The sequence below is a fragment of the Arcobacter sp. CECT 8989 genome (genome assembly GCF_004116715.1).
Classification (GTDB): domain Bacteria; phylum Campylobacterota; class Campylobacteria; order Campylobacterales; family Arcobacteraceae; genus Halarcobacter.
Genome location: NZ_PDKE01000014.1, coordinates 45,743 through 72,229, shown reverse-complemented (window position 1 = coordinate 72,229; position 26,487 = coordinate 45,743). Strand labels below are relative to the sequence as shown.

Sequence of the window (26,487 nt, the reverse complement as noted above, 5' to 3'; positions counted from 1 at the left end):
AGGATAAATAATGGAAGAGAGTGTACAAGCTGTTTCAGATATGGTTGGATTATATGCATTAAATATTGCAACTGCAATAGTTATTTTTGTTATTGGTAAGTTTCTTGCTAGAAAACTTACTGACTTTTTAGTAAAAATGATGAACAAGAAAAAGAATGTAGATGAAACACTTCTTTCTTTTTTAGATGATATTGTTTATTATGTTTTAATGGTTGTTGTAATTCTAACTTCTTTAAAACAGTTAGGAATTGATACAACTTCATTCTTTGCAATCTTAGGTGCTGCTGGTCTTGCTATTGGTTTAGCCCTAAAAGACTCTTTAGGAAACTTTGCATCTGGTGTTATGATTATCTTCTTCAAACCTTTCAAAGTAGGGGATTTCGTAGAAGCTGGTGGAACTGCTGGTACTATTGTTGAAGTTGGTATTTTTAATACTGAATTTAAAACTCCTGATAACCAAAAAATTATTGTGCCAAATGGAGCAATTACAGGTGGAAACATCAAAAATGTAAATGCACACGATACAAGAAGAGTAGATTTACTTGTTGGTATTGGTTATGATGATGATATTAAAAAAGCAAAAGAGACTTTAACAAAAATCGTTGAAGCTGATGAAAGAGTTTTACAAGACAAAGGTGTGACTGTTGCAGTATCTGAATTAGCAGACTCTTCAGTTAACTTTGTAGTTAGAGCTTGGGTTAATACTCCTGATTACTGGGCTGTAAAATTTGACTTAACAGAAAATGTAAAACTTACATTTGATAAAGAGGGTATTTCTATTCCTTATCCTCAAACAGATGTACATGTATTCAAACATAAAAACTAATTTACCATCAATATTAATTGATATACTAAAAAACTTACAAGAAGTAGGTGTTAAACCTATTCTTGTAGGTGGCTGTGTAAGAGACTCCCTTTTAAATATTCCCAATAAAGATTTCGACATTGAGCTGTTTAATATTGACACTTTAGATGAAGTTCAAACTGTTTTAGAAAAATATGGAACAGTAAAACAAGTTGGAAAATCTTTTGGCGTACTTATCTTAAATGTAGACGGCTATGACTTTGATTTTGCCCTTGCAAGATTAGAGAAAAAAGTAGGGCATGGACATAGAGACTTTGAAGTAACTACAAATGGAAACTTAAGCTTTCAAGAGGCAAGTTTAAGAAGAGACTTTACTATTAATTCTATTGGATATGATTATTTTGAAGATGAATATTTAGACCCAAATGGTGGACTAAAAGATTTAGAAGAAAAAACTTTACGTCATATAAAAGATGAAACCTTTGTTGAAGACCCTTTAAGAGTTTATAGAGCGATACAATTTATAGCTAGATACGAGCTACAAATAGATGAGAGAACTTTTTCTTTATGTAAAGATATGGTAGAAGATGATGAGTTAAAGTATTTACCTAAAGAAAGAGTATATGAAGAGTTTAAAAAGCTATTTTTAAAAGCAGAAAAGCCATCACTTGGCTTTAATCTTCTAAAAGATTTAGGTATTTTAAAACACTTTCCTGAGCTTGAGGCTTTAGATGGCTGCATTCAAGACAAAGAGTATCATCCGGAAGGTGATGTTTGGGTGCATACTTTAATGACACTTGATGAGATGGCAAAGTATAAAACGGGAGATGAATACAGAGACCTATATCTATTTTATGCACTTCTTTGCCATGATTTAGGAAAACCCTTTTGTACTGAAACTACAGATGAAGGAAGAGTAACTTCTCATAAACATGAAGCTTTAGGAGTTGAACCTACTATTAGTTTTTTAAGTAGATTAACTGATGAAAAAAAGTTTATTGAAAAAGTAGTTCCCCTTGTGAAAAATCACCTTGCACCATTTCAGTTATATAAAGCAGAATCTAGTTTAAAAGCAGTAAAAAGGCTATCTTTAAAATGTTCTATTGAAGACCTTTGTATAGTTTGTCTTGCAGATTGCAAAGGAAGAACAATTCCAGATAAAGACAAGTGTGATAAGGCTATTTCTTGGGTCTTAGAACAAGCAAGACAGATGAATATCTCCCATGAAGGATTAAAGCCATTAGTTCAAGGAAGAGACTTAATCTCTCTTGGAATGAAACCAAGTAAAGAGTTTAAAGAGATTTTAGAGTTTGCACTAAATCTTCAAATAGATGAATCTCTAGAAAAAGAAGAAATTTTAAAGGCCATAAAAGAAAAGTTTATGGCCTAAGAATATAGTTTTTACTTCCATTTATAGAGTGGAAAATTGTAATACCGTACTTTTTAGCATAATATTTTAAAAGTATCTTTTGAAGTGTTGGTTCTATTGATGGAGTAAACCAAGCATTATTTGAAGTTACTATCATATATTTTGTATCACCTAAATCTTGATATAGCTTTTCGTTTGTTGCTTCATAACAAATAGCATTCCTAAAACTTATTCCATGGATATTAAAGTCAGTTGGTTTAGAAGCTGTTTTATAGTCTTGTGCTCCATTGTATAACTTATCATTTATAAAATCAACTAAAAACTTTGGAAGGGGAATCTCTTCTCCAAAAGGAACTAAAACAACTTTTTTAGCAATATCAAGATTTCCTTTTTTGAAATGATATGTTGCATTGTAATAGTTGCCATTTTCTAAATATATAGCTCCAGCAATAATATCTATTTGTTCTGATTTTTTTAAAAGTGTATCCATTAAAAACTCTTCTGTATTTAAAACAACAGGAAAAACTGTTTCAGGAAGAATTATTAAATCACTCTCTTCTTTTATTGCGTTATCAATTAAACTCAAGTTTTTATCAATAGTTTTAGCTAAATTTTCTTGTTGCCATTTTTGATTTTGTGAAGTCATCAGTTGAGGCATAGAAATTTTAAGCCCCGTTGAATCAATATAAATACCACTAGAATAAGTAATAAATAGTAAAGGCACAACTGCAATAGCTTTTTTAAAGCCACCGAGTTTAACAAACATATAAACTAAAGCTAAAATAAGAGCAAAATAAGCCTTAAAAAAAGGAAGATAACTATCAACTAAAGCAAGTTCTGGCATAAACCAATTAAAGCCCATAGGATGAACAAATGAAACTAAAAATATAGCTAAAGCTCTAAACCAAGTTTTGTTAAAAATAGTCATTAAATAGAACAATAAAGCATAGCCCAAACCTATACCTAAAATAACTGGATATTTTAAAAAGGCTAAATCATAATATTGAAAACTATTTCCTATCCAATAAAACCATAAAATCCCTGTAAAAAAACCTGCTATTACAAAACTTTTTCGATTTATTGTAAGTAGCAAATAAAAAGATAAAAGTGCTAAAAAAGTGTTTAAAAGTTTTGAGAATATTTCATAGTGTTCTAAGTAGATAAAAGAGCTCAAAGAAATGGCAGTTATCAAGCCTATTATTATATTAGTTTTGTTAGAATAAGCCCGTTTTATTAAAAACATAGAAAAATACTTTTTAAAAGGAAATTTGATGGAAGGTCAAAGTGCAGACTTAATAAGCTCATTGTTACCCCTAGTTGCATTATTTGCAATTTTTTACTTCTTAATTATTAGACCACAACAAAAACAAGCTAAACAGCATAAGGAAATGATTGCGGCTCTAAAGAAAGGCGATAAAATTGTAACAAATGGTGGCTTAATGGTAGAAATTACAAAAGTAGAAGAAGACTTCTTAATTGTAAAAAACCATGATGATAGTCAAATGAAATTAGCAAAAGAATTCGTTGCAAAACTTTCAGAATAATTATTTTAAAACATGTAATCTCTTACATGTTTTAAATTCTATGTTTACTTCTTATTTTAAGGGATTGATTTGAAAATCTTTAATTACAGACTCGTTATATTTATATTAAGTATAATTTTTGGAGTTGTATTCTCTGTACCATCTTTTTTACAAACTGAAACTGGTAAAAAAATCTCTTTAGGGCTTGACCTACAAGGTGGATTACATATGCTTCTTGGTGTTCAAACTGATGAAGCAGTTACTTCAAAAATAAAATCAATAGCTACAGCAGTTAAATACTTCGCAAATGATGAAGATATCTTAATTGACGGCTTAAGTATCAGAGACAATGATAGAATTGTTTTTACAGTATTAGACTCAGATGAGTTACCAAAAGTAGATAAAATGCTTGAACAAATTAGTGGTTTACAAATCACTAAAAATGAGCTTGATTACTCTTTAATTTTAACAGCAGATGAAGAAGTTAAAACTAAAGACCAAGCAGTAGCACAAGCAGTTGAAACTATTAGAAATAGGCTTGACCAATTTGGTCTTGCTGAACCAAATGTTGTAAGACAAGGTGATACAGATATCGTTGTTCAACTTCCAGGTATCAAAACAGCAGCAGATGAAAAAGCAGCAAGAGAGCTTATCTCAAAACCAGCAAACTTAGAACTTATGGCTGTTGATGAAGAGAGAGCTGACCAAGTTTATACTATGTCAAAAGCACAAGCAGCTCAATATGGAAATATCATTTTAGAAGCTACAGATAACCCAAATGTTAAGTATCTTGTAAAAGAGATTCCTATTTTAAATGGTTCTCAAGTAGTAGATGCGCAAGTTGCATTTGACCAGTCAAACCAACCAATTATTAACTTTACACTAAATAGTGCAGGTGCTAGAATCTTTGGTGACTTCACAGCTAAAAATGTAGGTAAGAGACTTGCAGTTGTTCTTGATGGTAAAGTTTACTCTGCACCAAATATTAGAGAAAGAATTGGTGGTGGAAGCGGTCAGATTTCTGGTGGTTTCACAGTTGTTGAAGCAGGAAATGTTGCAATTGCTTTAAGATCTGGTGCTTTACCAGCTTCTGTTAAACTATTAGAAAAAAGAAGTGTAGGACCAAGCTTAGGTGCTGATTCTATTAAAGCTTCTACAATAGCACTTATCTCTGGTTTCTTAATCGTATTTATTTTTATGATTGTTTACTACAGACGAGCAGGAATTATCGCAAATGTTGCACTTGTAACTAATATCTTTATTATCATTTCTGTAATGGCAATGTTTGGAGCAACTCTAACACTTCCAGGTATGGCAGGTATCGTATTAACAGTTGGTATGGCAGTTGATGCGAACGTTATTATTGGGGAAAGAATTAGAGAACTTCTAAGACAAGGTGTATCTATACCAAAAGCTATTGAAGATGGTTATTCAAATGCAATGAGAGCAATTCTTGATGCAAATATTACAACACTACTTGTTGCTGTAATTTTATATGCATATGGAACAGGACCAATCAAAGGTTTCGCAGTAACAATCTCTATTGGTATTTTAGCTTCAATGTTAACGGCAATTTTAGGAACTCATGGTATTTATGAAGCATTATTACCAAAAATTGCAAAAGACAAAAACTTAAATAAATGGTTTGGGATTAAATAATGGAAATTTTTAAAGGTACAAAAGTTCATGACTTTATGGGTAAAAGAATCCCATTTTTAGGTTTATCAGCTGTTTTAGTTATTGTTTCACTTGTTTTACTTTTTACAAGAGGATTAAACTTTGGTATTGACTTTGCAGGTGGTACTTTAGTTCAAGTTCAATATGAACACAAAGCACCAATTGACAAAATCAGAACTGTATTAAACTCAACAGAATATAAAGGTTCTTCTATTACAAAATTTGGTAGTGACGAAGAAGTAGTTATTAGAATCTCAGGGGTATCATCTAACTTAGCAAATGATATTGGTGATGAGATGCATAAACTACTTGATTCAACTGGTAAGTTTGAAATCAGAAGAGTTGATATGGTTGGACCAAAGGTTGGTGGAGAGCTTAGAGAAAAAGGTATTATGGCTTTATCTTTATCTCTTATTGTGATACTTATTTATGTATCATATAGATTTGAGTGGAGATTTGCCATTGCTTCTATTTTAGCCTTAGCACACGATGTTATTATTGCTCTTGGAGCTATTTCTCTTGTGGGTGTAGAAGTTAACCTTGATATCTTAGCTGCAATTCTTACGATACTTGGTTATTCTCTAAACGATACAATTATTGTATTTGATAGGATTAGAGAAGGTGTGCAAACATCTAAAGAGTCAGTTCTTAATAGTGTAGTTAATAGTTCTGTTTCAAGAACATTATCAAGAACAACTCTTACTTCACTGACAACATTCTTTGTTGTTGCAACTTTATATTTCTTTGGTGGAGAGATTATTAATGGATTTGCCTTTACATTACTTGTAGGTATTATCGTTGGTACTTATTCATCTATCTTTATTGCTGCTTCATTCTTAGTACAGCTTAGATTCTCTATTGAGAGTTTTAGAGCTAAAGAGGCTGAGAAGGTTAAGAGGCAAAAAGAAAAGGAAAAGCTTAGAGCTATGTATGAAAAAGGAACTGTGTAAACTGTTATAAAACAGTTCCTTTTTCAATAACTCTACGTCATATAATAAAATTTAGTCGGTCATTTACTACAGTAAACTCCCTTCTAAATTTTATTCTCTTCCTTGATTTCTTAAAAAAACTCCAATTTTCTAACAGTTTACATACTTGTGTATTTTTAAAAAGGTATCGATTTATATTTTTAGGACAAAAATTTTATGAATAAAAAGCGTTAAAAAATTGTAACTGTTTGAGACGAAGTCGAGTTTTACAATTTTAGCTTTGCGTGAATAAAATTCCTAAAAATCTAACTTTCGATACGATTTTTTGTTTTACTTTTTATAAAAAAAGTAATAAAAGACTCCAAAGGGCAATTTAAATATAATAAATCTAATAATTTATTTAAAGAGTATTAATGTGTAGTATTGAAAATTGTAATTTAGAAAATTTTGAAGATAAAGATAAATGTATTTTACATTGTGAAAAAGATGATTGGTATAAAGTTCAAGAGAATGGATATAAGAGTTGGTATGGATCTGAAAAAAAATTAAAGCTTTTTGGAGAGAGATTAGAGAAGAACTTTTTAGTATTTGGGATAATAAAGAAAATGGATATCCTTATAATGAGTATATAATTTACGATAATGTAATTTTTCCAGAGTTTGAAAAAGATACAATTTATATGAATACTTATGATGACTTCCAAGATTCAGGTACAAACTTTTATTATGTAGGAGATGTACAATTCCGAGAATATCCTTCTATAAGAGAAGATACTTTAATAAGTATTTTTAATGAATTGGAGATTACATTTAAAAAGTGTACTTTTTTGGATAATGCATGTTTTTCTAGGTATAATTTTCAAAAAAGAGTTTCATTTAAAAAATGTAAATTCGAAAAAGATTTGGTTTTATCAAATACAATACTTAAAGATGAATTTAGATTTAAGTCATGTGAAGTATTAGGGTATTTTGATTTTAATAAAAATAGAGTTGAGTCCTTATGTGATTTTTATGGAACTAAATTTAATCAAGTAAATTTTAATAGTGTAAAGTTTAAAGGAATGACAGTTTTTTCACTATGCCAGTTTCAAGATGCAGTAAACTTTAAATATACAAAATTTTTTGATGAAACTATATTTAGAGAAGCTAAATTCTTTTCTTATTTAAATTTAAGAGAAACATCATTTCTAGAAGTTCCTAGTTTTTTAGATGTGAAATCATCAAATAATATTAAATATAGTATTCTTGTACGTAATAGAGAAACAGCGAGAGTAATAAAAAATTCTTTCGAAAGTTTGAATAATATAATTGACTCAAATAGTTTTTATGCTCTTGAAATGAAAGAAATGGAAAAAGAGTTAAAATTTGAAAAAAGACCTTTAGAGTGGCTTGTTTTTAAAGTTCATGGCTTAGCTTCAAATCATTCACAAGAATGGTTATTAGCTTTATTCTGGATTATAAATTTAACATTTATTTCAACATTTTTAAGTTTTGATTTAACTTGTGAGAATAAAGATGTTTATATAGAAAAAAGTTTAATATTTTTTGGTGGTTTAGTTGTGCTTGGAGTTTTTCTTTCTAAATTTAATGAGTTCTATCGAAATATTGGGATTTTGATATCTACAATTTGTATTTATATCTTTTATTCAAATAGTTATATTGATGATAAAAACTTAAAAGAGTTTTCAAATATGATTAACCCTTTTTCTTTAATGACAAAAGGTGAAGAACTTTCTTTTGGAACATTAATATATAAAATCATAATCGCCTACTTAATCTACCAACTAATAGTTTCAATCCGTCAAAACACAAGACGAAAATAAACTCCTAATAAAAAGGTTTACTAATAATATATGTTTAATTCTTTTTAATATAAAATTATTATTTAAACCTTTATGGAGAAAAACATGGAAAAAACAATGAGTGCACCTCAAAAGGGTTTGTTATATTATTTTAATAGAATCACATCAAACGATGGAAAAGATTGGTTCTTAACTTTAACATGGATTTTTGTTTTTGAAATCATCTCATCTATTATTGAGTACTATCATTTAAGTATTGCAAGATCATATGTTATTGATATTCAAGATGGAGTATTCAAAGAGTTTTTAATAGCAATATTCGTGACATTTTTTATTTGGCACTTTGTTTATAGTATTGTAAATATGCATAGAAATCAGTTCTATTTTCTTATCATGTATGGACTTTTAGGTTTATATTTTTATATCACAAAAGATATGACTTTTAATCTATTATTTCACAATATTATCAATCCTTTTGAGTTTGAATTCAATGGCTTTGGGATTTATACAATTGTTCAATTTACAATTAAACTAATCATCATATATTTGATTTTTAAAATGTTCCAAGGTTTCAAGTACAGTAAGCTAAAAAATAGCTAGAAAGCCATTTTTTATCCTTTTTTAGATATTATATTTGCTTAAATTTTAAAAGTAAAAATCTATAAAAGGATAATTCATGGATTGGGGTAAAGTAACCTATATATTCTTTTCACTAATGTCATTAACAACAACAGCAGGGTTTCTCTACGAGCCAAATGCAGTAGCACTATTTTTAGCAGCAGGTGTTAATGTTATCTCAACAATTTTAAAAATAGGTGTTAAAAACCTTTTAGCAGCAGAGTTATTAGCAAGTTCTTTAGTTGCTGATTTACACCTTATTCCAGCGTTCATGGTATTAACTTTTGTGGGTGATGAATCAATGGCAATAGCCTTAGCAATCGGAGCTGTTGTAGCAAATCTTTTCTCAATAGCTTTAGCTTTAATTGAGAGTGCAAAAAGTCAAGATAAGGAAGATTATTAATGGAATATAGTCCAAAGAGTATTGAAAGTAAGTGGCAAAATTACTGGGTTGAAAATAAATCTTTTGAGCCAAGTGATGATTATAAAAAAGATAAAAAATATATTTTAAGTATGTTCCCATATCCAAGTGGTAGAATCCACATGGGACACGTTAGAAACTACTGTTTAGGTGATGCAATCGCAAGATTCTTTAGAAAAGCAGACTTTAATGTTTTACATCCAATTGGATGGGATAGTTTTGGTATGCCAGCGGAAAATGCAGCTATCAAACATAAGCTTCACCCTAAAAAATGGACTTATGAAAACATCGATTATATGAGAGATGAATTAAGAGCTTTAGGTTTATCTTTCTCTGAAGAAAGAGAGTTCGCTACTTCTGATGAACTATACACAAAGTGGGAACAAGAGTTCATTATCAAGATGTTTGAAGAGGGACTTCTTTATAGAAAATCTACAACTGTTAACTGGTGTCCACATGATTTAACTGTATTAGCAAATGAGCAGTTAGAAGAGGGATGCTGTTGGAGATGTGGAACAACTGTAGTTCAAAAAGAGATGCCAGGATATTATTTAGGAATTACTAAATATGCTCAAGAGTTACTTGACGATTTAAAAACACTTGAAGGTCAGTGGCCATCACAAGTTTTAACTATGCAAGAGAACTGGATTGGTAGAAGTGAAGGTTTAGAGTTTAATCTTCTTTTATCAAAACAAGCAAAATATAAATTAGATAACCAATTCTCATCTTATCAAGTATTTACTACTAGACCAGATACAATTTATGGAATCTCTTATTCAGCTTTAGCACCAGAGCATCCAATTGTAAAATATATCGTTGATAATAAACTTCTTCCTGATAGTAAAATCAATGCTATTAAAGCTATGCAAAAAGTAAGTGAAAGAGATAGAGCAACTATGCCTAAAGAAGGTGTTTCTTTAGAGATTGATGTTATTCATCCACTTACTGGTGAGTCTATTCCTGTATGGGTTGCTAACTTCGTACTTGCATCTTATGGTGGAGGGGCTGTTATGGCAGTTCCAGCTCATGACCAAAGAGACTTTGAGTTTGCTAGACAATATGATTTACCAATCAAACAAGTTATTGTTGGAAAAGATGGAATCCTATCTAACCAAACAGAAGCTTATACAGATGAAGGTGAATTAATCGATTCAGAAAGCTTCACTGGACTTAAAAACAACAAAGCTAAGAAAGCTATTATTTATCACTTCGAGCAAAACTCACTTGGTAAAAAACAAATCAATTTCAAACTAAGAGATTGGGGAGTTTCTAGACAAAGATATTGGGGAGCACCAATTCCATTTATTCACTGTGATGATTGTGGTTTAGTTCCTGAAAAACAAGAAAATCTTCCTGTTTCACTTCCAGAAGATGTAGAGATTACAGGTGAGGGTAACCCACTTGATACTCATCCTACTTGGAAGCATACAACTTGTCCTTGTTGTGGAAAACCAGCAGTTAGAGAAACAGATACTTTAGATACTTTTGTTCAGTCTTCTTGGTATTTCTTAAGATATGCTACAAACAATGCAAAATGGGAAAAAGAAGGAATCTCTAAAAAAGATAGTGATTACTGGATGGATGTTGACCAATACATTGGTGGTATTGAGCACGCAATTTTACACTTACTTTACGCAAGATTCTTTACTAAAGTATTAAATGATTTAGGATATACAAACTCAAAAGAGCCATTTAAAAACTTACTTACACAAGGTATGGTACTTAAAGATGGTGCTAAGATGTCTAAATCAAAAGGAAATGTTGTAGACCCTGATTCTATTGTAGAAAAGTATGGAGCTGATACAGCTAGAATGTTTATTCTATTTGCTGCACCTCCAACAAAAGAGTTAGAGTGGAATGATTCAGCAGTAGAAGGTTCATTTAAATTTATTAAAAAATTCTATGAGAGATCAGTAAATGTTACAGAAGATGCAGTTGCAAACTTTGAAAACATAGACCACTCTTCTTTATCAAAAGAAGAAAAAGAAGCTAGAAGAAAAGTATATGAAGCAGTTCAAAAAGCTGATGATGTATTTAATAAAACATATACATTTAATACTTTAATTGCTGCATCTATGGAAGCAATGAACGCACTTCAAGCACAAAACAATGAACTTGTATGGGCAGAAGGTTACTATATATTAACAAACATTTTAGAGCCAATTATTCCTCATGCTTGTTGGGATTTAGCAGATAAACTATTTGCTAAAAAGAACTTCTCTTCAAAAATTGAAGTTAAAGAAGAAGTATTTACTTTAGACTCAATTGTTTTAGCTGTTACTATTAATGGTAAAAAAAGAGCAGAAGTAGAAGTAGCTCCAAGTGCTTCAAAAGAAGAGATTTTAGCTTCAGCAAAAGAAATTGCAGCAAAATGGATTGATGGTAAAGAGTTAATCAAAGAGATTGTTGTACCAAATAAATTAGTTAACTTAGTTGTTAAGGGATAAGATGAAAAATAGTCTATTAGTATTATTAATAGTTTTTGTATTTACAGCTTGTGGTTACAAACCATCAAGTCACTATGCAAAAAGACAATTAGATGGTTCTATCTATGTTAATTTAATTATTAACTTAGAAGACCCAAGAAATGCAGTAATTATCAAAGATGCAATGCATGAGCTAATAGTACATAGACTAGATTCAAAACTTGTATTTGATAAAAACTTAGCTGATACGATTTTAGATGTAAAACTAAACTCTGTAGGAATGCAAGAACTACAAGATGATGAAGATGGTTATAATAACCTTTATAGAGCTATTGTAAGTATTAATGTTGCATATGAAAAAGATGGAAGAAAAAAATCTTTTTCAGTTAGTGGAGATTATGAATTCTCTATTAATAAAGGTGCAACTATTACAGACTCAAAAAGATTTGAAGCTATTAGAAATGCGGCTAATAAAGCTTTAGAAGAGGTTATTTCTAAATTAGCAGTGCAATCTTTTGAAAAAAAGAAGTAGATGCTTATTGATTTTAAGAAAGCTTCTTTAGAAGAAGTATTACAGCACAAAACGATGTACTATGAGAAGATAGACTTCTCAATAGTACAAAACTCTTGGAAAATACTTTCAGAGCACCTTGAACTTCCTTTTATTATTCATATTGTTGGAACAAATGGAAAAGGAAGTACAGGAAGATTTTTATCTCATTACTTACATAAAAAAGGCTTTAGAACTTTACATTACTCTTCTCCTCATATAATGAAATTTAATGAAAGAATATGGATAAATGGAAGAGATAGTAGTGATATAGAACTACAAATGGCAAGTTCAAAACTTCAAGAGATATTGCCTTTAAATCTTTTAGAAAAACTAACTTATTTTGAATACACAACTCTTTTAGCCTTTGTTTTAAGTTCAAGTTTTGATTATCTAGTTTTAGAAGCGGGACTTGGAGGTGAGTTTGATGCAACAAATATTGCAAAAAATGATTTATCTCTTATTACTACAATTGGACTTGACCACCAAAGCTTTTTAGGTAACACAATAGAAGAAATTGCAAGAACTAAAATGCGTTCAGTGGATACTAAAATGCTAATTGGTTACCAAACTTCAAACAAAGTTTATGAAACTGCTTTAAAAGTAAAAGATGAACTAAAAGATGAGTTTGGAAGAGATATAGTTATACAAACTGTTAAAGAGTTTGATAAGTATAGCTTAGATGAAAGATTTGCTTCATATTTAAAACTAAATTTGCATTTAGTAATAGAAGCATTAAAAGAGTTAAATATAGATATTGACCTTGATATTTTTAATGAAGTAAAACTATCAGGAAGATGTGAAAAAATTAAAAAAAATATAACTATAGATGTGGGTCATAATCCCCTAGCAGCTACATTTTTAGTCAAAGAATTCAATAATAAAAAAGTACATTTAATATATAATTCTTATGCAGACAAAGATTATAAAGAGGTTTTAACTATTTTAAAACCTATTGTTACAAAGATAACAATAATCGACTTAGATGACAAAAGAATCGTAGATAAAAATAATTTATTGGAAATTTGCCATAATTTAAATATAATGGTAACTTCTTTAGAAAATATAGAACCAGATAAAGAGTATTTAGTTTTTGGTTCCTTTTTAGTTGTGGAAAAATTTTTAGAAAATATGAGATTAAATGAAGAATAGATTAATTATTACTGTTTCTGATGTACATGGAACAAAAGCCTTTAATGTACATCAAATTGCAAAAAAACTTATTGTCTTTATTGTTCTATTTGTTTTGCTTATTATTGGTGGAGGTTCTTGGTTTATCAACAATTTAAGTGATAAAATGGAGACTTTAAAAGAGCAAAAGCAAAGAGAACTTGCGAAAAAAGAAGTAGAAATTGAAAAAAAAGAGAAAGAGATTACAGCTCTAAATGAAAAAGAAGAGAAGTTACAAGCTCAAAATAAATTCTATTCCTTACAAATTAAAAGTAAAGTAGAAGATATTGATGCTTTAAGTTCAAAACTTGATGAAATAGAATCAATGATTGGTCTTAAAGATGAAAAAATAGAACAGCTTACTAAAGAGACTTTAGACTCAATAAGTGATAACACAAAATATTTTACACTTTTAACTATACCAAATGGTAGCCCATTAAAAAGTACAAGGGTAACCTCTCAATATGGTTATAGAATACACCCAATTACAAAAAGAAAAAAGTTCCATAGAGGAATTGACTTAAAAGCAAAAATGAGAACACCAGTTAAAGCAACTGCAAATGGTGTTGTTGTTTATGTAAGGTCAAGGGATAATGGTGACTTTGGTAGAGTTATAAAACTACAACATAGTTTTGGTTTTATGACTATTTACGCACACTTAAATAAAACAGAAGTAAAGCTTGGTGATGTAATTAGAAAAGGTCAAGTTATTGGTTTAAGTGGAAATAGTGGACGAAGTAGTGGTGCACATTTACACTATGAAGTAAGATATGGTGGAAAAATATTAAATCCAAAAGACTTTATAACATGGAATTTTAAAAATTATGATAAAATCTTTACTAAACAAAGGAGAGTTAAGTGGGAATCTTTGGTAAGGCTAATAAGCGAACAACACAAAATGGTGCTACAGTAATTGCCCACGGGACTTGTATAATCGGTGGAATTACTACAGAGGGTACAGTTCATATTGATGGAAAATTTGAAGGTGTTATATTAGAAGCCGATGTTATTTCAATTGGTAAAACAGGTGAAGTAATAGGTGATATAAAAGCTAATAACTTAATAGTTAGTGGACTTTTAGATGGTAAAATTGACTGTAATGAAGTACAAATTCTTTCAACAGGTAAAGTCATTGGAAATATGAAATACAATGAACTTAGTATTGAAGAAGATGGAAAATTTGAAGGTCAAGGTGTTAGAAAAGGTTCTAAACTGAAAAGTAGATATGATGAAATAGAAAATAAACTAAATAATATCATTATCACACCGTCTCACCAGATTGAGCATGAATCATAAAAAAATAGAAGAAAGATTAAAAGAACTTTATGAACAAAAAACTACTATAGAAAAAGAGATTGAAACTCTTGAAGCTATAGTAAATCAAAAAGAAAAAAAGAGTCTATCAAAAGATGAAAAGATAGAACTTTTTAAATCTCTATTTTTTGCTAGAACAGATATTTTTGCAAAAAAATGGACTAGTAAAGATGGCTCTAAACAAGCCTTTTATCCCTTAACTCAAACATTTAGAGGAAGTGACTATTTACCTCTAACAAACAATGAAGTTGAGCTTCACCTAAGAGGAAAAGTTCAGCTAGCTTCATACTTAATAAATCAAACAAACAAAAGTAAATATATAGTTTTAGAGGTTTTAGAAAAAGATATCTCTAAGATATTAAAAACCTTTGCAAGTATAGATATTGAAGCACTTTTTGAGTATAGCTCTTATAACTCAATTTTAGTATGGGTATTTTTTGAAAAAGAGTTAGAAACAAAGTCTGCTAAAACTTTTGCACAATATATTTTGAAAAAATCAAATATTTCTGCAAAGATTTTTCCTACAAAAGAGTTTGTAACAAATGGAAGTTTCGATGAACCAATAGAGTTACCTCTTCATTTAAAGTTTAGAGACTCAAATAAAACAGTGTTTTTTGAGCCTAACTCTAAAGAGGTTTATAAAGACCAATGGAAACTTTTACAAAATATCTCTAAGGTATCTGAAAAAACAGTTTTAAAATACAATGATTTTGAAAAGATTGATAAAACTGATTTAATGTTTGATGATATAGAGTTCCCCTTATTTAAATTAGAGATTAAACTATATGACTATTTATATGTTCCAACGCAAAACTTATCAAGAAGTTTTATAAATAAGCTAAAAGCTTTTGCTTCTTTTGATAACCCACAAGTAAAAGTACTGTTGAGTCTTAGAAAACCACTTTATAATACTCCAAGGGTAATAAAAAACTTTGAAGAAGATGAAAACTACTTAAAACTTCCAAGGGGACTTATCTATCAAATCTCAAAGTATTTAGATGTAAATAAAGTTGATTTTAAAATTGATGATAAAACATATTGTGAAGAGATAGAAACAAAAAAGGTTTTATTTGAACTAAGAAGTGAACAGCAAGAAGCTATAGATAGAATGCTTAAAAAAAGGTTCTCTATTTGTGTAGCTCCTCCTGGTTTTGGTAAAACATTACTTGGTGCAAAAATGTTTGAACAAAGAACTTGTTCTACTTTGATTATTGTAAATAAAAATATGCTTCTTGATCAGTGGCGAGATAGATTTGTTGAGTATTTTGATTATAAAAGAGCAGATATTGGCTTTTTAGGAAAGAGTAAAAATAAATTAAATGGAAAAATTGATGTTGCAACTATGCAAAGTCTTAAAAACTCTCCTGAGATTATAAATAACTACTCTTTTGTGATAGTAGATGAATGTCACCATATCCCCGCTGTTACCTTCGAGCAGATAGTTAAACAGTTCTATGGAAAGTATATTTTAGGTCTTAGTGCAACACCTAAAAGAAAAGATGGATTAGACCCAATTTTATTCCAACAGCTAGGTGATATTTCCTATGAATATAAAAAGAAAAAAACTTTTAATAATAAATTAGAGATAATACGAACAGACTTTATATGTGAAGCAGATAATTATGCTACATTGATTAATGAATTATGTGTAGATGAAACAAGAAATGGGCTAATTATCGAGCAAATAAAGCTTCATCAAGACAGAAAGATTTTAATCTTAACAGATAGAATTGAACATATTAATGCTTTAGAAAAACTGCTTGAAAATGAACAAATAGATTATGTTTCTATTCATGGAAGTATGAGTAAAAAAGAGCAGAGTGAAAAGATTAAACTTGTTGAGTCTAAAAGTCTAATTTTAGCAACGACTTCATATTTTGGTGAAGGAATTGATTTCCCTCATTTAAATACGATTATATTTGCTACACCGATTTCTTATTATGGAAGATTGATTCAATATTTAGGAAGAATAGGTAGAGGAAATCAAGAGTGTTTAGCTATTGATTTTCTTGATAACAAAAATGCCATGCTTAATTCAGCTTATAAAAAAAGGCTTGAAGGATACAAGCAAATGCATTATTTATAAAAGAAGGAAGAGATGTTAGGAATTATCGTTTGGACACTATTGATTGCAATAGTAGTTAATCTTATTTTAAAAAGATTCCATTTACCAACAATTATTGGTTATATTTTAACAGGTACAATCATTGCATATGTCTTTAATTTACATGCGGCTGTGAATAATCATGACTTAAAAGAGATTGCAGAGTTTGGTGTTGTATTTTTAATGTTTACAATTGGTTTAGAGTTCTCTTTAGAACATCTAAAAAGAATGAGAAAAGAGGTATTCTTTACTGGAACCTTACAAATAGTAGTTACAACAGCATTTGTAATCTCTATTTGTATGTTGATTTTTGGTTTTGATTTTAGAACATCACTTATTATAGGTGCTGCTTTATCTCTATCTTCTACGGCAATTGTTTTAAAAACATATAATGAAAATAATGAAATTAAAAAAAGACATGGGCAAAGAGTTCTTGGAATTTTAATTATGCAAGATATTGCAGTTATTCCAATCTTACTTATGATTTCACTATTTGCTGCAGGTGATGATAAAAGTATCTCATCTTTAGTATTTGAGACAGTTGTTGCAGCTGGTATTTTACTTGCACTACTATATATAAGTGGTAAGTTTTTATTAGAACCATTTTTTGAGCACGTTTCAAAATCAAAATCTGATGAACTATTTGTAGGTTCTGTTTTACTTGTAGCAATTGGAGCTTCATATTTAGCTCACTACTTTGGGTTTACTTACTCTTTAGGAGCATTTGTTGCAGGTATGATGATTAGTGAGACTAAATTTAAACATCAAGTTGAGGCTGACCTTACTCCATTTAGAAACTTATTATTAGGTGTTTTCTTTATTACTGTTGGTATGCAAATCAACTTCAAAATAATTGCAGACAATATTGTAATTATTTTAATTTTATTACCTGTATTAGTTTCATTAAAATATTTAATTATCTACTTACTTGTAAGAATTGATGATACAAAAAGAGTTGCTTTTAAAACGGCTTTATCTTTAGTTCAAATTGGTGAGTTCTCATTGGCTATTTTAGAGCTTGCTAGAAGTAGAAGTTTAATTGATCCAACATACTCACAGATACTTATAGTTACTATTGTTATTTCAATGATTTTAACTCCAATTATCTTAAAAAATATGTCATCAATTGCAGCGAAACTTTTAACAGAAGATACGTTAAAACTTCCAGAGACACACAATGTTGATAAAGATACAAAAGGTCATATTGTTGTATTAGGTTTTGGACACTTAGGTCAAGAGATTGCTCATAACTTAAGAGAAGATGGACATAACTATGTAATTATTGAGCACAACTTAAAATACTTTGAGATGGGATATAAAGATAATGAACCTATCATCTTTGGAAATGCAGCTCATAAACATATCTTAGAGTCTGTAAATATTAAAGATGCTTGTGCGGTTATTGTAGCTATTGATAACCCAGAGAAGTTGCATCTTATTTGTGAAGTTATTGATGATTTAACTCACAACACAAAAACAATTGTTAAAGTAACTAGATTTAGTGAAAAACAAGAGTTAGAGTCTTTACACTTAGAGCATATTATTGTTGAAGATGATGTTGTTGCACGTGCACTTGTTGATGAAACAAAAGAGTGTAGAGTTAATTTTATAAAAGAGCAAAAAGAAGATTAATAAAGTAGGAGAAATCCTACTTTATATTTATTGTTGCACTTGCTGTATCAGAAACCGTGATACCATCAACTTCTTTTTTATTTTTAACAGTAAACATCCACTGACCAAAGTTAGTTAATACAAACTTCGCTTTACCTTTTCTAACATTTGCAAATAGGGCATTATCATTTTTTGCTAAAGCACTTTTAGCAGTAACATATCCACTTTCTAAAGCTTTACCTTTATATAAAACATCAAAAGTAATAGTATCTCCAATATGAAGTTTAGAGATATCATTTGTAGGAATTAGTTCTAACTCATGTCCTACTGCTTTTGGTTCAGACCAAGATTTATTTACAAAATATGTTTTAGCATATGTTGTATTTTGAATTGTTTCTAATACCTCTTTTAGATTTCTAATTTTATCTTTTGATTTTGTAGTAAATCTTTTATTGTCATTTTTATCAAGATATCTAATTAGTGTTTTTGTTTTGGTAGCTAAACTAGCAGTGTATGTACCTTCTTTTGACTCTTTTTTGAAAGATATTTTTTGCATAGCAAGGTTACTATCTACAATATTTAGATTATCTTTATTATAAATCTCTTCTAAACCTTTTTGTGGTTTTTTTAAAGCAATTGCTTTACCAGAAGGTGTAATTAAATCAAAAGATTTTAGTTCAACTCTATCAGATATAGAGTCTTCAATTGTTGGATTATGTCCTGTTCCTAATCCTACTGTTACAAGTTTAGCTCCATGAGAAGATGCCTCAAATGAGTTAAGCCAAAGTCCATGGGCAAAAACAGTTGAAGTTGTTATTGCTCCTGCTAGTAATAGTTTTGAAAGTTTCATTTTTTTTCCTTTTATAAAAAATTTAATATCAATGTTAAAACAAAAAGTAAAACAGATATTTTGATGATTAGATGAGGTTTGTATGTGTACATGAAGGCAATAAAAATTGCAACAATACTTAACAAACCTATAAAATAAGTTATTCCTAGTGAAATACCAATTGTTTTAATAAAAACAATAAAAGAGATAATCAAAAAGATACTGCCTAGTATTTTCATGAAAAGTTTTGTGTTTTTATTTACTGCTTTTTTTATTACTTGTTTATAGTGTTTTTCTAAAGAAAAAGAGAATAGTAACATTCCAAGATAAGTTAAAAATGAAGCAAGAAACATTATGCCTTTCTCCTTTCTTTTCTAATTAAAATAAATCTTATTAATAGACAAACTAAAGCCATAAAGATAAAGAAAATATCAAAATATATAAAGATAGAATCTCTAGTAAAAACTTCTGAAAGGGAGTCTAAAACTGTGATTGCATTTATAATTGGTAAAGATAAAAATAAAACAGCAGTTAATAAAAGCTGTTCTTTCCAAGCCTTGTTTGTATCTCTTAAAAAAGCATAAATATAAGAGAAAAGCCAAGCTAAGAAGAAGGCATTTATTTCTAGGTCTCTTCTATTTGCTTCATCAATAGACATAACTCTATTTGCTATAAAATAAACAGCAAGACCAAGCATTATTCCAACTATTGTTCCAAGGTTCAATTTCTCAACAAGCCAAAAGCCAAAACTTTTTTTGATAGCATTTTTCTTTTTTCTTTTTTGTGTCCATAATGCAAGACCCGTTCCCACAAGAATAATTCCTAAGACTCCAGAAACAAAGAAAACAAATCTAAGTGTAGAATCTGCAAATTTTGCTTCATGTAAAGCTCTTAATGCAGTACTTGTATTTAGAACGCTACTTTCTAAAGAGGGTAGGATAGAACTATCAAGTAAAGTCAAACTCTTAGCATCATAAGTAGCTACTTCTCTTTGCATTTTGTAGTTAAATAGTGTTGTTGCAACCCTTGGGCTAACTTCTATAATAGGGGTTTTATTTTTCTCTTTTATAATTGTAAAAGAGCCAATATTATTAGGCCAGATTTCATTAGCTTTTTTTATGATTGAGTTTAGAGTCTCTTTTGTAATAATATTTTTAGTCTCTATATATTCATACTTATGAAGCTGTCTATTTGCATTTGTTAAAGCAAGTCTTTTAGAGTTATTATTTGTGTTCTTAGCTTGTCTTAGTGCGTTAGAGTTTACAGCACTATAGATATTTGCTTTATTTTCTACTTCCTTGTTTTGAAGAATAACTCTTTTAGTTTCAATCTCTTTATTATCTACACTATAAAGTTTGATGTATTCTTGTTTATAAGCTCTGTAGTTATCTCCAAAGTATGCTTTTATTCCCCATGGCATTATTGTACCAGTTAAAAGAATCAATCCTGAGTAAGTAATCATAAGCAAAAATGGTAAAGCAGCAACAGCAGGAAGAATATGCGCATCCATCCAACCTCTTGTATTGTTTTTAGGTCTAAATGTAAAAATATCTTTGAAGATTCTTTTATGAATTAGAATTCCTGTAATAATTGCAACAAACATTGACATAGTTACAATGGCTACAATCCACCTACCTACACTTCTAGGAACTTCATAAAGTTCAAAGTGGAATCTATATAAAAAATTACCACCTGCTGTTTTAGTAGTCTCTTCAATTTTTTCACCACTACTTGCATCATAATAAGTAGGAGGAATTCTTCTTTTTCTTTTGTTAGTTTGTTCTTTTTTATTTGAGTTTTCAACTCTTACTGCTAATAAGTTACTTCTACTATTTGGTAGAGTTACACTTACTTTATCATTTCTTTCAATCTTTTCTATTGCTTTGTTAATTGCAATATCTAAAGTCTTATCACTTTGTTTTGATTTGTGAAACTCTGGTTGCATCCATAATGTGATTTCATTTTTATAGTATGCACTTGTTCCTGTTACAAAAATAGCAAATAAAAGCCAACCTACAATTAAACCACTGTAAGTATGAAGCCATCTCATTGTTTCATTAAAGTTCTCTTTCATGGCTATCCTTTTATACCAGTAAGACAAATATTTATTAAATAAAGATTTGCACTAATTAGGCTAAGTTGTATAATTAAACTTTCTAATTTGATATTACTATATGAGTAGATAATAAATCCTAACCAAACAAGAAAGGAAATCATTGTTGCAAAAGAGATTGTTTCAATTTTATTTGAAAAAGGTAGAGCAAGGCTTAAAGTCACAGTAAGTAAGGAGGCTAATAAATATCCCCCAGTACATGCAGTTATTAATCTAAGTATATTCATTTTGATTCCATTATTTTAATGATAGTATTAATGCCCAAGTCAAAAATTCGCAAAAGACTTAGGCATTAAGAATTTAGAATGTGTAGTTTAAACTAATCCAAAAGTTTCTACTTGGTGTGATATTACTGTATTGGTCATAGTAATATGGAGTTCTTCCTGAACCTTTTTCCACTGCTGAATACTCTAAGAAGTCTTTATCTAATAAGTTGTTAACTCTTCCATTTACAGTTAAGTTTTTATCAACTTTATAAGATGCTCCAAGATTCCAAACTGAGTAGTCTTTGTAATATAAGTCTTTATAATCTCCACTAGCAGTTTCATATCTTGTGTTAAATCTATCTTTCTCTCCTTTATATTGTAAATAAGTATTAAACTTAGGAGTTGCTTGATAGTCTAAAGTTGCACTATACATATGTTTTGGACTACTTGTAAGTGGTCTTCCATTTGTTGAGTCTTCATTTGATTCAATTTCAGAATCCATATAAGTCCAACTAGCTTTAATAGATAAGTTATCTAAGATAAAATATTTACCTGCTAATTCAAGTCCTAAGATTTCTGCTTTTCCAACATTTTGTTTCATTTTTGGGTCATAACCTAAATCAACCCAAGCTTGAGAAATACCACCAACAGCATCATCACTTTCAATCTTATCTTTAAAGTTATTTTGGAATAAAGTCACATTGAAGTTGTGTCTATCAGGGTGTTCATAATAAACTGCAATCTCTTTACTTAAACTCTCTTCTGGTTTTAAATCAGGATTTCCAATCCAAGGAGAAGTACCTTGTCCTCCAAATCCTGTAACACCTTCTTGTAAGTCTGATGTTTTAGGAGTTTTATATCCTGTTGCAACACCACCTTTAACAGTCCAGTTATCATTTAAAATATAAGTTAAATAAGCTCTTGGACTTACATGGCTTCCAAAGTCTTCATGCTTATCATATCTTGCACCAACAGTAAGAGTTAATAAATCAGCCAAATTCCAACTATCTTCAGCAAATAGGGCATATTGATAATACTCTTTTTCACCATTTGTTTTTCCTTCACTCATACCAAAAACACCATCTGTCATCTGTGCTTTTAAGTATTCTGCACCAACAACAATATGATGCTTATCTAAAGGAAGTTCATATTTTGCACTAAATGTAGTGTTTTTAGATTCTAATGTTCTAGCTGGTCTTGGCATAAGTGCTGCAAAATAAGGATCAGCTAATGCTGCATCTAAGTCTGCCCATCCTGCTTTATTGTCTTCAATATATTGTCTTTGTTCTGCTGTTAAAGGTAAACTTCTTCCTAAGTTTTCACTTTCAATATGATGAACACCTACTGTACTTTTACCAACTTTCCAATCTGCTTCCCAAGATAAAGAGTATTGTTCTCTTTGCATTCTTTGGTATTCAGCATAACCAACTCTTTGTCTTTCATATAAAGTTTCATATGTATCAAGAGTTCCTACTTGACCTTCTGTATTGTCATATTTTTGTTTTGCAATATCAAAGTCAGCTCTAATAGTATGATTATCATTTGGAGTGAATGTTAACCCTGCACCTAAAGTCCAGTTTTGATTATCCATAGTTTTACCACTTGCTGCAAAACTATCATTTGATTTACTTGAATCCTCCATTGTTCCATTATTATTGAATGTATCTGCATCCCATTGTGGTTGAGACTCTTCTTTATCGTAGTAACTTCCTCTAAGGCTAATTCCTAATTTATCTTTGATAATTGGACCCATGATTGCAACATCAGTTGTTGATTCACTTCCCCAATAGCTTTTTGATTGGAATGTTTGACCTTTTGTGATAGAACCAGTCCATTCATTTGCAATTTTTTTAGTAATGATATTAATAACACCACCCATTGCATCAGCACCATAAAGTGTACTCATTGGTCCTCTTACAACCTCAATTCTTTCAATCATAGATATAGGAGGAATATTAGCAAATTGTAAACCACCAAAGTTATTCGGATAGATATCACCATTATTATTTTGTTTTCTTCCATCAATTAGAACAAGAGTATAATCAGAACCCATACCTCTAATACTAATAGTACCTTGACCTGATTTATCAGTACTCTCTCCAATGTCAACACCTTCGATGTCTTTTACTGCATCTAAAAGATTAGTGTATGGTTTCTTTTGTAAATCTTCTTGTGAGATTACAGAGATACTTGCAGGAGCTGTTACAAGCTTTTGTTCAAATCCACTAGCACTAGTTACAGTGATGTCCCCAAGATTTGACTCATTTGCATAAAGATTACTCAATGTTGTAATTGCTACTAATGAAAGTAAACTTTTTCTTTTTATATTCATTTTAATCCTTGTGTAAAAAATTAGTAAACGTATTGTATTAATAAAAAATGATGTAAAAATGATATTTTGATAATTGCTATCAAAATCATTTGTAAAAGTAAAATTTAATTAATTTTTCAATACAATACTGAGTCTAATTATCATAATAAGTATTAGAAAGGCTTAAAAGTGTCAAGTAATTTATTAGCAAATAGAAATTTTGATGTTCTTGTAGTTGAAGATGAACCAATCTTAGCTATGGCGATGGAGTTAAAATTAAAGAAGTTAGGACTAAATGTAAGTGGAATTGCTACTTCTCCTGACCACGCAATATTGCACGCTCAAAATAATTTTCCAGATATAGCAATTATTGATATAAATCTAAATGCTAAAAAAACAGGAATAGATGTTGCAAACTATTTATGGAAAAATTTTAATATTCCTATAATATTTTTAACTTCATACTACAATGATAATATTTTAAATCAGGCTATGGAGTCCGAGCCATACGCATATTTAATAAAGCCTTGTAGAAATGAAGAACTAAAAGTTGCAATAAATACTGCAATGCATAAACACCAGTTCTTTTTTAAAAATAAAAAAAGTTTTAAGCAGATAAAAGATGATTTTTTATATTTAGAAAATAGTGTTAAATATAATAGAAGTACTTCTGAATTATATGTAAATGATGAGGTTTTTAAACTAACAAGAAATGAAAAGAAACTATTTGAGATATTAACAAAAGAAGCTGGTAAGGTAGTTAGTTTTGATACTATTTTTAACTTTATTTGGCGAGAAGATGTATATGACTTATCAAAGCTGAGGTCTTTGATTTATAGACTTAAAACAAAACTAGGATTTAATCCTTTTGAGAATTTATATGAAGAAGGTTATAGGGTAAAAATAGTTGGCGAGGATATTTAAACTAAAAAACTACTCCTTTACTACAAAGGTAATTTTCTCATTTTTTCTTATGCTTATATTTATATATGGAATAAGAACTGCATTAACAATTCCTAAAATTCATAGTGAAAATGAAAAAGAGGTAATAGAACATATTACTAGAACTTTGATGATTATAAAAAATCAATTTATGATTATTGGTAAATCTATTGGTATGCAAGCAAACCTTGAAAGAGAGCTTACTCAAAATAAGATTGCAAATGAGTTTTTACAAAATGAAAAGCTCTTAAACTCTTTTTCTAAAGAAGAACTTCTATCATATCTTAGTAAAAATGAGTATATAAAAGAGTGCTCTTTTCAAATAGAAAACTTTGATGCATCTAAAATATATAGAAAATGGATAGAGAAAGTAGAAAATAATCCTTCAAAAGCATATAGAAAACAAAAAACTTATCACTATAATTTTCCTTTAGATAATAAAAAGAATATAGCTCTTGCTTGTAGTCATAGTAGCTTAAATCCTGGACACTCTCCTTTTGAAAAAGAGTTAAAAAAACATTTCCATGAAAAACTTGTATTTGGAACAAGTTTAAGTGAAGCAAAGACAGCACTTTTTTGGCTTAACCCAGAGTTTAAGCAGTATGATACTCCTTTATATTCAAATGATACAAATATAAGAAAAAGTAGATATACCCTAAGTAATCTGTCCAATGTTAAAAATCTTCCAATAGGAGATTTAAGTTTAAAAGAGCTTTTAGAAGCAGATGAAAAGAAACCAATATCTCATAAAATAGATGGAAAAGAGGTTTTAACTTGGGTTATAAACCTAAGTCCTAATGCAAAGAACAATAGATATTTTATTTTAATCCATAGTATAAATAAAGAGGAGATAATAAATAAAAATAGTGAAGATATTATTGTTTTACTAAATGAGACTCTACTTACTATTGCAATTAGTTTTTTATTAATTTTATTTTTATTTAGAAGGATATTAAAAAATATTGACAAAATCACAAGAGCTGCAATAGAGGTAAATCAAGGTAAAAAAAATATAAGAAGTAGGGTTAATGGAGATGATGATATTGGTATTTTAGGTCATGCTTTTGATTCTATGTTAGACCTTTTTGAAAATAACATTAAAACCTTAGATAAAAAAGTTGAAGAGAAAACAAAAGAGATAACAAAATCACTAGAAGAAAAAGAGTTACTTTTAAAAGAGATTCACCACAGAGTTAAAAACAATCTTGCTTTAACAATTGGTTTAATTGAACTTCAAGAAGAAGATGTACAAGATGAAAAAACAAGAAAAGTTCTAAAAGATATTCAAGAAAGAATTTTTACAATGGAACTTTTACATAGAAAACTTTATGAGTCTGAAAATATAAATGATATACCTTTTAAAACCTATGTAAAAGACTTAGTATCTACAATAGCCCACTCTTATGATATGAACAATAAAGTAGCTGTTTCAATTAAAATGGAAGAGATAAATTTAAATATAGAAAAAGCTATGCCATGTGGTTTGATTTTAAATGAGTTAATAACAAACTCTTTTAAATATGCATTTTGTAAAAATGAAGATGCAAAGTTAGATATAGAGATTACAAAAGATAAAGAGACTTTAATTATGAGTGTAAAAGATAATGGTAAAGGTTTAGAAGGTGAGTTTGATGAACTTCATACTAAAACATTAGGTTTAAAACTTATAAATACTATTGTTAGATTTCAGCTTTTTGGTTCTATTGATTATATTTATGATGAAGGTGCAAAGTTTATTATTAAAGCAAAAGTAGAAGATATATAGACC

Annotated in this window: 24 protein-coding genes; 18 read left to right on the top strand and 6 right to left on the bottom strand. The window is 29.3% G+C overall.

Annotation, left to right across the window (positions count from 1 at the left end; genetic code table 11):
* Positions 1-10: 10 nt before the first annotated feature.
* Together CRV02_RS12585 and CRV02_RS12580 are read left to right on the top strand one after the other, a co-directional pair.
* On the top strand, positions 11-826 hold the full coding sequence (locus tag CRV02_RS12585) for a mechanosensitive ion channel family protein (protein WP_129084371.1): 816 nt from the start codon (positions 11-13) through the stop codon (positions 824-826).
* Positions 804-2,195, top strand: a complete 1,392-nt coding sequence (locus tag CRV02_RS12580; RefSeq protein ID WP_258239307.1) for a CCA tRNA nucleotidyltransferase — start codon at positions 804-806, stop codon at positions 2,193-2,195. Before CRV02_RS12585 ends, CRV02_RS12580 begins: the two co-directional genes overlap by 23 nt.
* On the opposite strand, the gene CRV02_RS12575 is transcribed toward CRV02_RS12580, so the two are convergent.
* The gene (locus CRV02_RS12575; RefSeq protein WP_129090609.1) at positions 2,185-3,417 is read right to left on the bottom strand and encodes an apolipoprotein N-acyltransferase; all 1,233 of its coding nucleotides are present in this window, start codon (positions 3,415-3,417) and stop codon (positions 2,185-2,187) included. The genes CRV02_RS12580 and CRV02_RS12575 overlap by 11 nt on opposite strands.
* 28 nt (positions 3,418-3,445) lie before the next feature.
* Between CRV02_RS12575 and yajC the strand changes: the two genes are divergently transcribed.
* The 14 genes from yajC (at position 3,446) to CRV02_RS12505 (ending at position 18,339) form a co-directional block, all read left to right on the top strand.
* Positions 3,446-3,718: a preprotein translocase subunit YajC gene (gene yajC, locus CRV02_RS12570; protein ID WP_129084374.1), complete on the top strand. Its 273-nt coding sequence runs from the start codon at positions 3,446-3,448 to the stop codon at positions 3,716-3,718.
* A 69-nt stretch (positions 3,719-3,787) separates the two neighbouring features.
* On the top strand, positions 3,788-5,356 hold the full coding sequence (gene secD, locus CRV02_RS12565; protein WP_129090608.1) for a protein translocase subunit SecD: 1,569 nt from the start codon (positions 3,788-3,790) through the stop codon (positions 5,354-5,356).
* Positions 5,356-6,324: a protein translocase subunit SecF gene (gene secF, locus CRV02_RS12560; protein ID WP_129090607.1), complete on the top strand. Its 969-nt coding sequence runs from the start codon at positions 5,356-5,358 to the stop codon at positions 6,322-6,324. Before secD ends, secF begins: the two co-directional genes overlap by 1 nt.
* Before the next feature lie 392 nt (positions 6,325-6,716).
* On the top strand, positions 6,717-6,935 hold the full coding sequence (locus CRV02_RS12555; protein ID WP_129090606.1) for a hypothetical protein: 219 nt from the start codon (positions 6,717-6,719) through the stop codon (positions 6,933-6,935).
* Positions 6,936-6,982: 47 nt separating this feature from the next.
* Entirely contained in the window at positions 6,983-8,125 is a 1,143-nt protein-coding gene (locus CRV02_RS12550; protein ID WP_129090605.1) for a pentapeptide repeat-containing protein, read from the top strand.
* An 84-nt stretch (positions 8,126-8,209) separates the two neighbouring features.
* Positions 8,210-8,704 carry a hypothetical protein gene (locus tag CRV02_RS12545; RefSeq protein ID WP_129090604.1) on the top strand — a complete coding sequence of 165 codons (495 nt, stop codon included), beginning with the start codon at positions 8,210-8,212 and terminating at the stop codon, positions 8,702-8,704.
* Positions 8,705-8,780: 76 nt separating this feature from the next.
* The gene (locus CRV02_RS12540; protein WP_129084379.1) at positions 8,781-9,125 is read left to right on the top strand and encodes a DUF6394 family protein; all 345 of its coding nucleotides are present in this window, start codon (positions 8,781-8,783) and stop codon (positions 9,123-9,125) included.
* Positions 9,125-11,590, top strand: a complete 2,466-nt coding sequence (gene leuS / locus CRV02_RS12535; RefSeq protein WP_129090603.1) for a leucine--tRNA ligase — start codon at positions 9,125-9,127, stop codon at positions 11,588-11,590. Before CRV02_RS12540 ends, leuS begins: the two co-directional genes overlap by 1 nt.
* A gap of 1 nt (position 11,591) precedes the next feature.
* On the top strand, positions 11,592-12,101 hold the full coding sequence (lptE, locus tag CRV02_RS12530) for an LPS assembly lipoprotein LptE (protein WP_129090602.1): 510 nt from the start codon (positions 11,592-11,594) through the stop codon (positions 12,099-12,101).
* Positions 12,102-13,271, top strand: a complete 1,170-nt coding sequence (locus CRV02_RS12525; protein ID WP_129090601.1) for a folylpolyglutamate synthase/dihydrofolate synthase family protein — start codon at positions 12,102-12,104, stop codon at positions 13,269-13,271.
* A complete protein-coding gene (locus CRV02_RS12520; protein ID WP_129090600.1) occupies positions 13,261-14,202 on the top strand; it encodes a M23 family metallopeptidase in 942 nt (313 codons plus the stop codon). The genes CRV02_RS12525 and CRV02_RS12520 overlap by 11 nt, the downstream gene beginning before the upstream one ends.
* A complete protein-coding gene (locus CRV02_RS12515; RefSeq protein ID WP_129084384.1) occupies positions 14,148-14,585 on the top strand; it encodes a polymer-forming cytoskeletal protein in 438 nt (145 codons plus the stop codon). The genes CRV02_RS12520 and CRV02_RS12515 overlap by 55 nt, the downstream gene beginning before the upstream one ends.
* On the top strand, positions 14,575-16,689 hold the full coding sequence (locus tag CRV02_RS12510) for a DEAD/DEAH box helicase (RefSeq protein ID WP_129090599.1): 2,115 nt from the start codon (positions 14,575-14,577) through the stop codon (positions 16,687-16,689). The genes CRV02_RS12515 and CRV02_RS12510 overlap by 11 nt, the downstream gene beginning before the upstream one ends.
* Positions 16,690-16,701: 12 nt before the next feature.
* Positions 16,702-18,339 (top strand): cation:proton antiporter, encoded by a 1,638-nt coding sequence (locus CRV02_RS12505; protein WP_129090598.1) that lies wholly within the window; start codon positions 16,702-16,704, stop codon positions 18,337-18,339.
* Between the two features lie 16 nt (positions 18,340-18,355).
* Here the strand turns inward: CRV02_RS12505 and CRV02_RS12500 are convergent, their stop codons facing one another.
* The 5 genes from CRV02_RS12500 to CRV02_RS12480 all read right to left on the bottom strand — a co-directional run bounded on the left by CRV02_RS12500 (position 18,356) and on the right by CRV02_RS12480 (position 23,798).
* Positions 18,356-19,168, bottom strand: a complete 813-nt coding sequence (locus CRV02_RS12500) for a DUF4198 domain-containing protein (protein ID WP_129090597.1) — start codon at positions 19,166-19,168, stop codon at positions 18,356-18,358.
* Between the two features lie 11 nt (positions 19,169-19,179).
* Positions 19,180-19,500: a DUF3325 domain-containing protein gene (locus CRV02_RS12495; protein ID WP_129090596.1), complete on the bottom strand. Its 321-nt coding sequence runs from the start codon at positions 19,498-19,500 to the stop codon at positions 19,180-19,182.
* On the bottom strand, positions 19,500-21,221 hold the full coding sequence (locus CRV02_RS12490) for a PepSY domain-containing protein (protein ID WP_129090595.1): 1,722 nt from the start codon (positions 21,219-21,221) through the stop codon (positions 19,500-19,502). Before CRV02_RS12490 ends, CRV02_RS12495 begins: the two co-directional genes overlap by 1 nt.
* Before the next feature lie 2 nt (positions 21,222-21,223).
* A complete protein-coding gene (locus CRV02_RS12485) occupies positions 21,224-21,487 on the bottom strand; it encodes a hypothetical protein (RefSeq protein WP_129090594.1) in 264 nt (87 codons plus the stop codon).
* Positions 21,488-21,560: 73 nt separating this feature from the next.
* Positions 21,561-23,798, bottom strand: a complete 2,238-nt coding sequence (locus tag CRV02_RS12480; RefSeq protein WP_129090593.1) for a TonB-dependent receptor domain-containing protein — start codon at positions 23,796-23,798, stop codon at positions 21,561-21,563.
* 168 nt (positions 23,799-23,966) lie between these two features.
* Here CRV02_RS12480 and CRV02_RS12475 point away from each other — a divergent pair, with 168 nt between their 5' ends.
* Together CRV02_RS12475 and CRV02_RS12470 are read left to right on the top strand one after the other, a co-directional pair.
* Complete coding sequence (locus CRV02_RS12475; RefSeq protein WP_129090592.1) at positions 23,967-24,701, top strand: response regulator; 735 nt, start codon at positions 23,967-23,969, stop codon at positions 24,699-24,701.
* Complete coding sequence (locus CRV02_RS12470; RefSeq protein ID WP_258239306.1) at positions 24,685-26,484, top strand: sensor histidine kinase; 1,800 nt, start codon at positions 24,685-24,687, stop codon at positions 26,482-26,484. The genes CRV02_RS12475 and CRV02_RS12470 overlap by 17 nt, the downstream gene beginning before the upstream one ends.
* Positions 26,485-26,487: the final 3 nt, after the last annotated feature.